The sequence below is a fragment of the Devosia sp. Root105 genome, from assembly GCF_001424865.1.
Lineage (GTDB): Bacteria > Pseudomonadota > Alphaproteobacteria > Rhizobiales > Devosiaceae > Devosia_A.
Map to the genome: position 1 here is coordinate 343,178 of NZ_LMCR01000015.1, position 13,348 is coordinate 356,525.

Annotated in this window: 14 protein-coding genes; 6 read left to right on the forward strand and 8 right to left on the reverse strand. The window is 66.4% G+C overall.

What is annotated here, in order from left to right; all coding sequences use genetic code 11:
• Nucleotides 1-168 precede the first annotated feature (168 nt).
• The 4 genes from ASC68_RS15070 to ASC68_RS15085 all read left to right on the forward strand — a co-directional run bounded on the left by ASC68_RS15070 (nt 169) and on the right by ASC68_RS15085 (nt 3,554).
• Nucleotides 169-633, forward strand: a complete 465-nt coding sequence (locus ASC68_RS15070; protein ID WP_197421246.1) for a tRNA (cytidine(34)-2'-O)-methyltransferase — start codon at nt 169-171, stop codon at nt 631-633.
• Nucleotides 630-1,499, forward strand: a complete 870-nt coding sequence (hemF, locus tag ASC68_RS15075; protein WP_055880784.1) for an oxygen-dependent coproporphyrinogen oxidase — start codon at nt 630-632, stop codon at nt 1,497-1,499. The genes ASC68_RS15070 and hemF overlap by 4 nt, the downstream gene beginning before the upstream one ends.
• A 355-nt stretch (nt 1,500-1,854) precedes the next feature.
• Nucleotides 1,855-2,286 (forward strand): hypothetical protein, encoded by a 432-nt coding sequence (locus ASC68_RS15080; protein ID WP_055880787.1) that lies wholly within the window; start codon nt 1,855-1,857, stop codon nt 2,284-2,286.
• A 98-nt stretch (nt 2,287-2,384) separates the two neighbouring features.
• Nucleotides 2,385-3,554 carry an AAA family ATPase gene (locus ASC68_RS15085; RefSeq protein ID WP_055880789.1) on the forward strand — a complete coding sequence of 390 codons (1,170 nt, stop codon included), beginning with the start codon at nt 2,385-2,387 and terminating at the stop codon, nt 3,552-3,554.
• On the opposite strand, the gene ASC68_RS15090 is transcribed toward ASC68_RS15085, so the two are convergent.
• A complete protein-coding gene (locus ASC68_RS15090) occupies nt 3,555-4,730 on the reverse strand; it encodes an HD domain-containing phosphohydrolase (RefSeq protein WP_162247972.1) in 1,176 nt (391 codons plus the stop codon).
• Between the two features lie 172 nt (nt 4,731-4,902).
• Here ASC68_RS15090 and ASC68_RS15095 point away from each other — a divergent pair, with 172 nt between their 5' ends.
• The gene (locus ASC68_RS15095) at nt 4,903-5,091 is read left to right on the forward strand and encodes a DUF1059 domain-containing protein (protein WP_055880795.1); all 189 of its coding nucleotides are present in this window, start codon (nt 4,903-4,905) and stop codon (nt 5,089-5,091) included.
• A 171-nt stretch (nt 5,092-5,262) separates the two neighbouring features.
• Here the strand turns inward: ASC68_RS15095 and ASC68_RS15100 are convergent, their stop codons facing one another.
• The 6 genes from ASC68_RS15100 to ASC68_RS15125 form a co-directional block, all read right to left on the reverse strand.
• A complete protein-coding gene (locus tag ASC68_RS15100; RefSeq protein WP_055880797.1) occupies nt 5,263-6,462 on the reverse strand; it encodes a CCA tRNA nucleotidyltransferase in 1,200 nt (399 codons plus the stop codon).
• On the reverse strand, nt 6,459-7,127 hold the full coding sequence (locus ASC68_RS15105) for a CoA pyrophosphatase (RefSeq protein ID WP_055880800.1): 669 nt from the start codon (nt 7,125-7,127) through the stop codon (nt 6,459-6,461). Before ASC68_RS15105 ends, ASC68_RS15100 begins: the two co-directional genes overlap by 4 nt.
• A 90-nt stretch (nt 7,128-7,217) precedes the next feature.
• The gene (locus ASC68_RS15110; RefSeq protein ID WP_055880803.1) at nt 7,218-8,015 is read right to left on the reverse strand and encodes an ADYC domain-containing protein; all 798 of its coding nucleotides are present in this window, start codon (nt 8,013-8,015) and stop codon (nt 7,218-7,220) included.
• A gap of 72 nt (nt 8,016-8,087) precedes the next feature.
• Complete coding sequence (locus tag ASC68_RS15115) at nt 8,088-8,372, reverse strand: hypothetical protein (protein WP_055880805.1); 285 nt, start codon at nt 8,370-8,372, stop codon at nt 8,088-8,090.
• A gap of 144 nt (nt 8,373-8,516) precedes the next feature.
• Nucleotides 8,517-9,077 carry an N-acetyltransferase gene (locus ASC68_RS15120; protein ID WP_055880808.1) on the reverse strand — a complete coding sequence of 187 codons (561 nt, stop codon included), beginning with the start codon at nt 9,075-9,077 and terminating at the stop codon, nt 8,517-8,519.
• Between the two features lie 389 nt (nt 9,078-9,466).
• Nucleotides 9,467-10,162: a DUF4336 domain-containing protein gene (locus ASC68_RS15125; protein WP_055880811.1), complete on the reverse strand. Its 696-nt coding sequence runs from the start codon at nt 10,160-10,162 to the stop codon at nt 9,467-9,469.
• Nucleotides 10,163-10,213: 51 nt separating this feature from the next.
• Between ASC68_RS15125 and ASC68_RS15130 the strand changes: the two genes are divergently transcribed.
• Nucleotides 10,214-10,786: a TetR/AcrR family transcriptional regulator gene (locus ASC68_RS15130; RefSeq protein ID WP_082528194.1), complete on the forward strand. Its 573-nt coding sequence runs from the start codon at nt 10,214-10,216 to the stop codon at nt 10,784-10,786.
• A gap of 2 nt (nt 10,787-10,788) precedes the next feature.
• Here ASC68_RS15130 and ASC68_RS15135 read toward each other — a convergent pair whose 3' ends face one another.
• The gene (locus ASC68_RS15135) at nt 10,789-13,212 is read right to left on the reverse strand and encodes an autotransporter domain-containing protein (protein ID WP_197421233.1); all 2,424 of its coding nucleotides are present in this window, start codon (nt 13,210-13,212) and stop codon (nt 10,789-10,791) included.
• Nucleotides 13,213-13,348 lie beyond the last annotated feature (136 nt).

The window sequence follows — 13,348 nt, forward strand, 5'->3', positions numbered from 1 at the left end:
ATAGGGCCACATAGCCAGAGCCAACCCCCGCCCTCAACAGCGCGTGATTTGGGCGTTCTTTTGACACTATGAATGGGGCTTGTCCAGCCGGAGTCAGGGTGACTTTCCCCCGATGCGACACTATAGCAACCGCCTAAAACCTAACCTCTACACTCAAGAATTCCAATGATCGATCTGGCCCTCTACCAACCCGATATCGCGCAGAACACCGGCACCCTGCTCCGCCTCGGCGCCTGCCTCGGCGTCATGGTGCACATCATCCATCCGACCGGCTTTCAGTTCTCGCCGCGTTCGATCCGCCGCGGGGCGCTCGACTACCTCGAGCACGCCCAGTTCACCGAGCACGACAGCTACACCCATTTCAATGATTGGCGCCGCTCGGCCGGGCGCCGGCTGGCGCTCCTCACCACCAAGGCAAGCGTCTCGGCCTATGCCGTGGCCTATCAACCCCACGACATCCTGCTGCTCGGCCGTGAGTCGGCCGGGGTGCCGGATGCGGTGGCTGATGACGCTGAGCTGCGCGTCCGCATTCCCATGCGACAAGATATGCGCTCGCTCAACGTGGCCGTGGCCGGCAGCCTCGTGCTAGGTGAGGCGCTGCGACAGACCAACGGTTTTGCAGCTCTCTCATGACATTACCCGCCGACATTGACTCAAAAAAGCAAGTGGCCGCGGCCTGGTTCCGGAGTTTCCGCGATCAGCTCTGCCAGAGCCTCGAGGCCGTCGAAGCCGAGGTGAAGGGGCCGCATGCCGACCGGCCTGCCGGCAAGTTCGAGATCGAACCGTGGAGTCGCGAAGCCGGTGGCGGCGGCGAGATGGGCCTGCTGCACGGCCGGGTGTTCGAGAAGGCCGGCGTCCATATCTCCACCGTCCACGGCCACTTCTCCGAGGAGTTCGCCCGCCAGATGCCGCATACCGAGGCAGGCGCTGAGTTCTGGAGCGCCGGCGTCTCGGTGATCATCCACCCCTGGAACCCGCATGTTCCCGCCGCGCACATGAACACCCGCATGATCGTCACCGGCAAATGGTGGTTCGGCGGCGGTGGCGACCTCACTCCCGTCCTGGATCGCCGGCGCACCCAGGACGACCCTGACAGCATCGATTTCCACCTGGCCTACAAGGCCGCCTGCGAGGCGCATGGCGTCGATTACGCCGCCTACAAGAAATGGTGCGACGAGTATTTCTACCTGCCGCATCGCAAGGAGCCGCGCGGCATCGGCGGCATCTTCTACGACCAGCACAATTCGGGGAACTGGGACGCCGACTTCGCCTTCACCCAGGACGTCGGCCGCGCTTTCGACAGCGTCTACCCCGCCCTGGTTCGCCGCAATTTCGAGACGCCCTGGACCGAGGCCGAGCGCCACGAGCAGTTGATCCGCCGCGGCCGCTATGTCGAGTTCAACCTGCTCTACGACCGCGGCACTACCTTCGGGCTGAAGACCGGCGGCAATGTCACCTCGATTCTCTCCTCCATGCCCCCGGAAGTGCGCTGGCCGTAAAGACACCGACCTCTCCTTGATCCTCCCCCGCGTGGCGGGGGAGGGGGACCGCCGAAGGCGGTGGAGGGGGCGGCAAGACTCTCCGGCTTGGGCTCCCCCCCTCCACCAGCTTCGCTGGTCCCCCCGGGGTGAGGCCTCTGGCCTCGTCCCTCCCCCGCCACGCGGGGGAGGATCATGGAGAGATTTGCGCATGACCCCACCCTTACCAACCTTGCCGAAGCTTAAGCCGCCGGAAACTACCGGCGGTCCCGGGCTGCTCCTAGATGCTAGGGGCCGGTGCAAAATCGCACCCTCGAACGGTTCCAGCCAGCGCAACGGAACCGCGCTTCAGCTTCGCTGCTTGTGGAGTTCAAAAATGAACAACGTTCTCAAGGGCAATATTCTCAAGGGCTTGGGAGCCACGGCTGCCGCCGCGGCAATCCTGATCGCCGCCGCCCCGGCCTTCGCTTCCGCCCCGGCATTCTCCCTCGCCAAGCCCAATAGCGGCATGTCGGTCGATAGCTTCGATCCGCAGGTCCAGGTGTTCAACCGCCAGAACATTGCCGACCTGCTGCACGCCAGGTCCGTATCGGTGGTGAAGTTCGATACCGCCTGGAATGATGGTGGCGATGCCACGAAGGCGTTCGACGCGCTCAACGCCAGCGACCAGTCGATCCACCTGCTGCGTGAGGCGTTGAAGGCCGATCCAGCGGCGATGCAGCTCCTGGCCCGCAACCACATCGCAGTCAACCAGGTCGTCGACATCGCTCCCGCCGGCAATGGCGCGGTGCAGCTCTACGTTTCATGAGGCCACAAGCGGTGCGCGGGCCCTGACCCGCGCACCGCTTCTATCCCTTCGCTGGCCGCGCTACACCTCTGCCACGCGAGAGGAGCGAAGCCGGGCCGATGACGCTGACCGATGTCGAGATCAAGGGTTTTCGCTCGGTCCGCAAGCTGCGCCTGCCGTTGCGCCAGCTCACCGTCCTCACCGGCGGCAACGGCGTCGGTAAGACCAACCTCTACCGCTCGCTCGAGCTGCTGCACGCCGCCGCGAGGGGCACCCTGGCCGACGAAATCGCCCGCGAAGGTGGCCTCGGCTCGATCTTCTGGGCCGGCGGCAGGAACCTCTCCGCCGATGGCAGCTTCGATCCGATGTACCGCACCGACGGGTATCGCGCCCACGAGGGTCGTAACCGCCTGACGCTGGAAGCTCGGCTGGAGCTCGACGAGTTTCTGCCCACCTACCGGATCGAGCTGGGTTTCCCCACCCCCGATTCCGCCGCCTTTCCAACCGAAGCGCAGATCAAGGAGGAAACCGTCGAGCTGCGGCAGGGCAAGCGCCCCGTCGCCCTGCTCGAACGGAAGAACAACGCGGTATTCGCCCGCGCCGCCGGCGGTCAGCGCGAGCTGATCGACGAGCGGGCGCTGGCCAGCGAGACGGCGCTTTCGACCGTGCGCGGCGGCTACCCGGAGATCGCCGTGGTGCGACAGGAGCTGAGCAACTGGCGCTTCTTCCACGGCTTCCGCACCGATCCCGACTCGGCGCTGCGGCGGCCGTCGCGCGCCATCACTTCACCGATGCTGGCGTCCAGCGGCGGAAACCTCGCATCGGTGCTGGCGACCCTCCGCCATGTCAGGGGCGAAACCATTGACCTCGATGCGACGATCGGTGCCGCTTTCCCCGGCGCCGAACTGGTCGTGCCACCGCCCGAAGAGTTCGCGCGCTTCGGCATGATCTTCCCCGAAACGCCCAAGCGCACCTTCTGGGCGCACGAACTCTCGGACGGCACGCTGCAGTTCCTCGCCCTGATGGGCGCCCTGCTCTCTTACCGGCTGCCGCCCTTCATCGCCCTCAACGAGCCCGAAGCGAGCCTCCATCCGAGCCTCTTGCCGGCGCTGGCCCGCACCATCGTCAAGGCCGCCGAGCGCGCGCAGATCTGGGTCGTCACCCATTCGCAGCCGCTCGCCGACGCCATTGCCGAGGAGAGCGGCATCGTGCCGCGCGAAGTGATCCGCACCGAGGATGGCACCGCCATCCGCGGCCTCAGCGCGCTCGGCGTGTTCGATGATGAGTGATCAGCCGCGCGGCCGGGTGACGGCGAAGCCGCGCACCACGTCGCCGAACTGCGCCGGCAGCGAGATCCCAAAACTATCGCCGAGCGTCCGCACCGCCGCATAGTCGACCTTGCTGCTGATGCTCATGTCGACCAGCATGCTGATCGCCTCGTGCGGCGTCCGCGTCTCTTTGTAGGGCCGGGTCTCGATCAGCGCCGCAAAGATATCGCAGACGGTGAGAATACGCGTCAGCGGCCCGATCTCAGCGCCGCGCAATTGGTCCGGATAACCACTGCCGTCGAGCGCTTCGTGATGGTGCCGCACCGCGTCGAGCACCAGCGGCGACACCGTGCCGTGCTTGCTCAGATAGTCGAACCCGGCGCCGGGATGCAGTTTCACCGCCTCGAACTCTTCCGGGGTGAGCTTGCCGGGCTTATCGAGGATGTGGCGCGGGATCACCGCCTTGCCGACATCGTGCAGCAGCGCAGCATTCATCAGCGCCGCCGCCTGCCCACCGCCGAGCTTCGCTCCCTTGGCGAACCCCGCGGCGACGCCGGTGACCAACAGGCAATGCTGGAACGTCCCCTCATGGTGCCGGCGCACCGAGGCGAGCCAGGCATCGGCGCCAACCGCCTTGACGCTGGCCAGGACGCCTGCCGCGGCCTGTGACACGGCTTCCATGGACATCGGCGCGTCGCTGAGTATGCCCTCGAACAGCACCTCGAGCGAGCGTTCGGCGTCGGCGATCGACACGCCACCCGTGTCGGCCCTGAGCGCTGCCTCCGCCGCCGCGGAGCGGCGCGCCCGGCCGGTCACCGAATACTCGCGGCGGAGCTCCGCCAGGGCAAACTTCCGCACCATGTGGCGCGTCGCCCCCAGGGCATTGGCCTGCACCCGCAGCAAGCGCTCGCTGCCGCCCTCATCGATCAGGAACGTCCGCGCTTTGATCGCCGGCACCCGGTCGAGCGCATGCTTGAGCCTGCCCACCGAATCCATGTCGCGCAGGTCCGCATCGACCACCACCTGCTCGGCATCGGCGAGGTCGCGGTGGGTCAGCTCCGAAAGCAGACGCACCGGCGCGCCGAGCTGTCCCGCCATGGCCTTGCCGTGCCCCTCCCAATGCGGATCGCACACGAACACCACCGTGCCCAGGCCCTTCGGCTCTGACGTTGCTGCTGGCTCTGCTATTTGCGGCACTTTGCCCATCGTCGGCGATAATCTTGGCTGGTCGCGATCATCACGCCGTACATTCGTAGATGTTTCGTGAATCTTTGAATGCAATTGACCGCGGATCGCCATGTAAACCGTGGCCCTGCCGCTGCCGCATTCCTGGCGCCTTATGTCCTGCCACCAACGATGGAGCATGATCATGAAATCGTTCGAATGTGGCACCCTGGTTCCCGGCTGCACCTGGCACACCCAGGCCGAGGACACCGCGGAAATCGTCCGCCGCGCCGCCGAGCACCTGCGCAGCGCGCATGGCGAAGAGCTGATCCGCCCCAACATGGTCGACGAGATCAAGGCCCGCGTGCACGAAAAGGGCGAGGCGGTACACTAGGGCGGGTAGTTCCTGAGGGCTGCGCGCTTGGCTACCCCTCACCCCAACCCTCTCCCCAAAGGGGCGAGGGGGCGGTGTGGCACCGCCGGTTCACCTCGCGTCCCCTCGCCCGTTTGGGGAGAGGGCCAGGGTGAGGAGCGCCAAGCACACCGGCCCTGGAGAACGGAAGCCCTACCCCCGCCTCACCATCCCCAGCAGCGCCGCGCGATCGAGCACAAAACCGCTCTCGATCCAGGCCCGTTCGAGCCGCTCGAGCGCTTCGCCGAGCTCCCGCCCAGGTGACATGCCGAGGTTGAGGAGGTCGCTGCCGCGGATCGGGAAGTGCGGCACGTCGAGTCGCTGCAGCTGCTCGAGAACGGCGAGCTTGCCGGCCTCGCCCCAGTTCGACAGCGTCGCCGCGACGTCGATGCCGTCTGCCAGTGCGCCGGGATGCCGGTAGGCCGCCTCGTTCAGCTTGAACTCGGCGATCAGCCGCGCCGCCGAAAGGATCGCCTCGGCGGTGCCGATATCGTCGTTCGACAGCCGCCACATCGCCTGCAACCGCTCCGCGCCGATTTCCGACATCAGGATCGCCAGTCGCGCCGTGTATTCCGGCTTCCGCGCCCGCCGCTCGTAGCCGTAGAGCAGCCTGATCATTGCCTCGGGCAACGGCAGGATTTGCGCTTCGCGCATCGCCTTCAGCGTATTGGCGATGCGCGGCAGCGCCAGCATGCGGCGCATCTCGGCGCCGACCCGCTCTGCCGCCAGCCGTCCCAGCGTCCCCGCCGCCGCGGCACAGGCGGCGAGCCCGTCCGGGTCGAACTGCTCGCCGGCATGGCTCGCCGAAAAGCGGAAGAAGCGATAGACCCGCAGCCGGTCCTCGGCGATCCGCTCGGCCGGCTTGCCGATGAACCGCACCTTGCGGGCAAGGCAGTCCTCCACCCCGTGCAGCGGATCGAACAGCGTACCGTCCATGCCGGCATAAAGGGCATTGAGGGTGAAATCGCGCCTCAGCGCATCCTGCCGCCAATCGGTGCCGAAGCGCACCACGGCGTGCCGTCCGTCGGTCTCGACATCTTCGCGCAACGTCGTCACTTCGGCAGTGAGCCGATCGAGCCGCAGCGTCACCGTGCCGTGCTCGATGCCGGTCGGATAGGCTGAAAGCCGCGCCCGCTCGGCCCTGAGGATCACCTCCTCGGGCCTCAGCTCGGTGGCCATGTCGATGTCGGAGTTGGCGCGCGGCAGCTCCAGCAGCGTATCGCGCACGATGCCGCCCACCACCCGGGTCCGGCCCTCCGCGCCATCGAGCAAAGCCATCATGCGCTGCGTTTCCGGCCGCATCAGCCAGTCGGCGCGCTTGAGGCGTTCGTCGATGTCCCCCAGCTTGTTCAACCGCCCTCCGGGCTCAGGTCCTGCTCTGGGCTCCAATCCCTTTCAGGGCTTAAGGCCAGATCGTGGAAGCGTCGCGTAAGGTTCGCTGTTATGCCCCAGATGACAAGCCCGCTATGCTCGATTTGCCAGGTCGAGTGCTCGCGGCCACCGCGCTTGATGTGGAAGGTCGTGTAGCTGCCCGGCGTCATCAGGTAATCGAGCGGCACCTCGAACACCGAGCGGACTTCGCCCGGATTGGGGATGAAGGGCCGGCTCGGCTCCACCACTGCCACCACCGGAGTGATCAGGTAATTGGTGCCGGTATAGTAGAGCGGCATGAAGCCCAGCACCTTGGCCTCGCCGCGGTCGAGCTGCACCTCTTCCCAGGCCTCGCGCAGCGCCGCATCGGCCGCGTCCTTGTCAGTCGGATCCACCTTGCCACCCGGGAAAGCGATCTGCCCCGAATGCGAGCGGAGCTCGGGCGAGCGCTCGGTATAAAGGATCGACAACCCCTCGGGGCGCCTGACCAGCGCGATCAGCACCGCCGCCGGCACCGGCGGGCGGCCGGGCGGCGTATCAGGCACCCAATCGGGCAGCATGCCGGCCGCCGCGTCGAACGCTTCCGGTTCGCGCAGCAGCCGGCCGGCGATTCTCGTGATCAGCGCGTCGTCAATCAGGGCCGGCACTCCAGAACGTCTCCCCCGGTAACTGGCAGACTTTTCCGCTAAGGTCATGCGACAAATCAACAACCGTGGCGGCGGCCGCCCGCCCGCGGCCTACTTCGACAGGTTGTAGACGTCTGCCGAAACAGCGCCCTCGCTGCAGGCTTCGGGGCCGAGCTTGCCGGCGAGGCGCGGACAGGTCCGAGCCAGATCCGCGAGCGAGATGTTCTCACGAATCCGCACATGCGCCACACAGGCCGCGCCTTCCGGCGTCCACGCCGCCTCGAAGCTGAAGCCGGGCTTCCGCTCCGCCTGCTGGATGCCGGCATCGTCGAACATGTCGATGAGCGTGCCGTCATTGGTGGTCGCCGTACCGTCGCCGCAATAGTCCGCGCGAATCATGTGGATGCAGGCGTTGTAGCGATCCGCGTTAGAGACACCGTCCGGCCCGACCTCCCATGGCCGATAGCCGAAGCGCAGGCACTTGCCCTGTGCGCCCGAGGTGCAGGCGAGCACGAACTCGCCCGGCTCGGCCGGGTGGATGGTGCCATCGTCGGCGGCACGTCCGGCGATGGCGTAGCCCTCGCGCAGCCCGTCGGCAGATGGCAGGCAATAGGGCTTGTCGGTATCGGCATAGCGCAGGTCGTTGAGCTGCAGCCTGCCGGTGGCGTCCCGCGGGTCGGGGCGTACGCCCTTCAGTTTGACCCGGATGGTGGTGTCGCCATCCGAATAGGTCAGCACCATGCCGATCAGTTCCGTCCCCTGCCGCGTCGTTCCATCCGACAGGGTCGCCCGAAAACTGCCCGCCGCGGCCTCGATCGCGGTAACGGTCGGCGCGGGCGGCGTCTGTGCGGTGGCAGGTCCAATGGACAGCAGGGTGCAGAGCAGCGCACAGAGCGATGTCAGGGACATGAAAGGGGGGCTTCGCGTTCGGGGGAGCGATGGTGTTCGCCGGGGACGACCGTTCGTCCCCGGCGTCGTCGATCAGTTGGCCAGTTCGACCGCGATCAGCTTCATCGGCTTGACCAACGCACCCGTGGTGTTGGCGCCGTTGGGGTCGATGCCATTCGGATCGATGCCATTCGGGTCGATGCCGTTCGGGTCAATGCCATTCGGGTCAATGCCATTCGGGTCAATGCCATTCGGGTCGATGCCGTTCGGGTCAATGCCGTTGATGGTGGTGCCATTGTCGGCAATGCCGGCATGAGCCGGAACACTCGCCGAGAACGCGAGCAGCAGGGCAGCGAGAACAAGAGATGCACGGATCATTGCAGTTCTTTCAAATGAGGAAGGCGGGCCGGTTGTCCGGCGTTGCGCCGTTGCGATGCGGCGACCTAGCTCGATTGAAATGAACCGTTGCTGACGGCCTCGTTCAAGCGGCAGCCGACCCCGAAGGGCCAGCCGTTCCCCTTGCTACGAGCGCTTGCCGGCGCCGAACGCCTTGATCGGGCCGGCGAGCCGCACGGCCATCGTCGGGTCGTTGGAGTAGACCAGCACCCGGCTCGGATCGACCGGTCCGGGGAACTCGATGGCGCCCAGTTGCGTCGGCACCCAGCCGAGCGGGCAATAATAGTCGCGGTCGCCGACCAGCAGCACGAAGCTGCCTTTGCCGCGCTCCAGCGCGATGCGGGAGACTTCCTTGGCGAGCAGCTTGCCGGCGCCGCGTTTGCGGAAATCCGGGTGCGTCGCTAGTGGGCCAAGCATGTAGCCGTCAATGCCGCCGACGCTGATCGGGGTCATCCACACCGAACCGCAGGCCTGCCCGTTCACTTCGGCGATGAGGCTGAGCGTCGTGTCGATCGGGAAGCGCTCGCGCACCCGGAACGCCGTCCGGGCAAAGCGGCCCGGGCCGAAGGCAAGCGCCTGCAGATCCTCGACGAACTGATCGTCGGCAGGAGTAGCAAAGCGAATGGTGGGCAGGCCGAGTTGCGGAGGCGCTGCTTCAGCAGCGACGGAGACGGAAGGCGCGATCATGTGACTGGTCCAGGAACAAACAAGACGAGGACAAACGTACCGGCCCACTTAAGCCGGCTGCCGACCGATTACGGTCGTCGGGTCACCTGAAAAGCCTTCTCCATCCTGGACGCCTCCTGACGTCTGAAAAGCGCATTAGCATCGTGTCGGCCAACGCGTCCACGCAAAATTATGGACCTGCAGTCAAATTTCAAGACCGCCTCCGCAGATTCTGCCCGCCCGCGTCACAACGCCTTGCAGGCGCTACCGGTTCACCGGAGCGCTTTCAGGAAAAGTTGCAGACTTTTCCGGTTCGAAAGCGCGACAAACGTCAAGCCATGTAGGGACGGGTTTGTGTCGCTGGTTTGACGCCGAAACGACCATTCGAGGGTCAGTTCGGGGCCCTTCCCTCACCACTTCACCAGCCACGCAAAAGCCCGCCTGAGGAAGGCGTGGCCGTCCCGTCTGACCGGCGTGCCATGCGCCATCAGCACGTTGCTGGCGCGCCAGGCGAGGATGCGGCGGAGCGCTGCCCGCGCGGCGCGCTTGTCGGAAAAGGCGACACGAAATTTCCGCGGCACCGAGGGCTCGTCCGCCAGCATCAGGTCAAGCCGCGCCACCAGGGCGCGCCAGCCCTTGAACCAGCCGGGCGGGAACTGTTGCAGGAGGTCGGTAAAGATCACTGTGCCGCTCGGCCGGTGGAAGGCTACCGCCTCGGTGGTGATCCGGTTACCGCGCACCAGGACGACCTCGATCTCGCCGGTCCAGCCGGGTACCGGCGTATTGCCGAGATCCGCCCCGAACCTGAGGTCGGCTCGCTTCTCGCGGACACCCGGCGCCGCCAGCACCTGGGCGACCGGAAAGGCGCGATGCCAGTCGGCAATGAAGCTGTCATGCAGCGAGTTGGGCGCCACGAGGTAACGGATATTGCCCAGCACCTCCACTTCGCCGCGCAGTTGCGCCGTCAACGCGACCGGCGACCAGATCACCAGGTCGCCGCCGCCGAGCCGGATGATGGTCATGCGGGTGGGATAGTGAAAGCCGGCCGCGGCGGTGACCACCGGCCCATCGACAATCCAGATCTCCGGGCCAAACGCTTCCCACATCTCATAATCCCGCATCTTCACACCCGTATAAAATTACACTACTGTGTACTTATGACAACCCCGAAGCGAACCGACCGCTCCCGTGCCCTGATCCTCGAGGCTGCCGACCAGGCGTTTCGCGCGCTGGGCTTTGCCAACACCTCGATGGAGGAGATCGCGACGCGGGCCGGGCTGACCCGCAAGACGCTCTACAATCTGTTCAGCTCCAAGGATGAGATTGCCCTGCAGCTGATCGCCCGGGTCGAAGCCGGCGACGCCGGCTATCGGGCCCGCATCGCCGCCAACGAGGACGTCCTGCCACTGCTGGCCGCAGTGTTCCTCGACAGCGCCGGCTGGTGCCTTGCCAACCCTTCGCTCGCCCGCCTGGCGCTGAGCCCCGCCGAGCGCCCCTCGGTGGCGCCACCGCCCGATCGTCCCTCGTTCCAGCGCCTCATCCGCGACATCCTGGTCCTTGGCCAGCAGCAGGGCGTCATCCGCCGGGACGAGGGTCCCGACTTCATGGCGCTCGTCCTGCTCGGCATTTACGGGCAGGCCATGCTCACCGCGCTCGCCACCGGCAGGTTCAGCGAGGCGGATATCCGCCGCATCATCCGCCTCGTCGTCGAGGGCATCGGCAGTACCTAGCCTCAGAACTGCCCGCCCAGCCCGGCCCTCAGAGCATGCGACTGGCCGTCGACCGTGAGATCGCCGGTATAGCTCGCGGAAACATCCAGCCCCTCGGCCAGGTCGAGGTCGAACCCCGCCTCGAGCAGTAACGAGTCCGCGGCGGCGGGGGTGGCTGCGATAACGAATGGCGAGCCGCCGTTGAACCCAAGATGCGCGGTGGGCGCCTCACCAAAACCACGACGCCAGCCGATGCCACCGCTGAATGTCGCAAGACCACCCTGGCCCACCACGAATTGATACGCGCCACGCAGACCCAGCGTGGCGAAGGATTGGTTGACCACGTCGGCTTCACCCGACAGGGCTGCGCCGCCGCCATTGCCGGTCTCTTGGAAGGCCTCGGTCGCCTGGACGACATGGCCCAGCCGCGCAAACGGCGTCAGGCTCGCGGCGCCGAGATCGAACTCATGCTCGAGCTCGGCGACCACCTGGCCAGTGGTGGCGCCGTACTCGGCCGTCAGTGTTTCGTTGAGCCCCAGCCCCACTTCGCGGCTGGTCGAGATGGCGTGCTGCGTCACGGTGCCGGCGAGCGAGAACCCGGTGTCGCCCCAGTTCGTCCCGGCATAGAACCCGGCGCCGATGTCGGCGGTCGTCGCCTCGGTAGCGCGATCAGCGATCGAGACGTTGGTCTGTCCCAGCTGCGCCGCGAGGCCGATCTGCCAGTCGCCGACGGCCGCGTCGGCCCCCAGCAGCAGCCCGCCGCTGGCCTGTTCGGCCTCGGCTGCGTTGCCGTCGCTGCCGAGTTTGCCGAAGCCACCATAGAACTCGCCCCACATCGCGTTGCCGCCGCCCGCCTCCGGCAGTGCCGGTAGCGCGGCATAGCCGCTGACGGCGCCGGAACCATCGAGCGTCCGCGCTGCATCCAGCCGCTGCACCAGCGCGTCCGACACCAGCCCGGCATTGCCCATCAGCACGCCCTTCAGCGTCGCATGCCCCTCACCCGAGAGCACATCGAACATCGTCTGCGCTTCGGCTTGGTTGAGGCTGAGAACGGTCCTGTAGGTGGCATTGTTGATATCAAGCGCCTGGACTGCCGCCGCGGCCTGCGACTGGTTCGCCGTTTTCGCGACCTCGGTGAAAGCCAGATCGTTGCGGGTGAACTTGAGCCCAACCAGGTCGGAGCTGCCTACACGGGTGACGGCGATCGACGGCGTAACGAAGGCATAGTCTGAGATGATGTCGCCGAAGCCGTCATAGAAGCCGCCGTCAGCGCTGAGGATGGTGTAACCGCCTCCCCCCAGTGCCAGCGGCCCCACGCCACGCTTGATGGCGATGTCCGCCCCCTCGACATAGGCGATCCCCATCACCTGGATCAGGTCGCTGGAACCGGAGTCGATCTCCACCTCATAGGTCGAGCCCGGGGCCATGTAGAGGTTGCCCTCCACCGCCAGCGTGCCGATCCGATCTTTGCCCGGGGCGATCACCCCGCCTCCGACCACGCTGACATTGCGGACGACGCCTTCGCCGCTCAACCGGCCCTTCGAGGTCATGTCGCCGCCGAGCCAGCCATCGACCATCAGTTCGCCGCCGACGACGCTGATTTCGCCGGTGAAGTCACGGCTGTTGCCGGTCAGCACCGTCTTGCCGGGGCCCAGCAGCTCGATGACTCCGATGCCGGAGATGTCGGTGTCCAGTTCATAGTTCGCGCTGCTGTGGTTGAAGATGAGTCTCGCTTCCCCGTCGGTCAGCGAGATGCTGCCGGCCTTGAGCGTCCCGGCGGCGACGGGCGCGCTGGTCGCGGCCGCGCCGATGTTGAGCTTGCCCGCCGTACCGATATTGATGTTGTCCGCACTGAACCGCCCGCCATTGCTGATGGTGAGGTCCGCCTGTCCCATGCCGCCGAGGTCGAGGCTGCCGGTATTGGTCCAGCTCGAACCCGGGCCGTCGACCACCACCTGGCCGATCGTTCCTGCGCCGCTGGCGACCGAGGCCCACGTGCTGCTGAGGGTACCGCCGCCCCTGATCTCGACGGCGCCGTCGCCGTCAACGGCGACCCGGAGGAACTCGGTTTGCAGCCTCGAGCCGGGGCCATCGATCACGATTTTGCCGTCCCCTTCAGCCAGGGAACCCACCTCGGAGCTTGCCGCGCTTAGCGTGCCCCCCTTGCTGACCTCGACCGTGCCCTTGCCGTTGAAGCCTACCTTGAGGTCGTTGGCACTCAGGACCGACCCCGGGCCGGCCACCATGACGAGGCCGATACCGCCCGTGGTGCTGTCATAACCTTGGCCGACATAAGCGGTGCCGCCGATGCTCACCTCGCCGCCATCGCTGATGGCAAGCGTGCCGGAACCAAAGACAGCCAGATAGATATTGTCCACGGTTGTGAGAGTGGACCCGGAGCCGCTCACCTCGACGACGCCGCTACCGAGGCCCGTGCCTATGATCACTTGGCCGCTCAAAGCGTTGGCGCCACCCGTAACCTGGGCGGTGCCACCACCGTGGATATACGAGCTATGAACCGAAGTCGGAACACTGCCGAGATCCCAGTTATCTGGGTCCAGCCAGTCGCCCGAGTCGGGATTG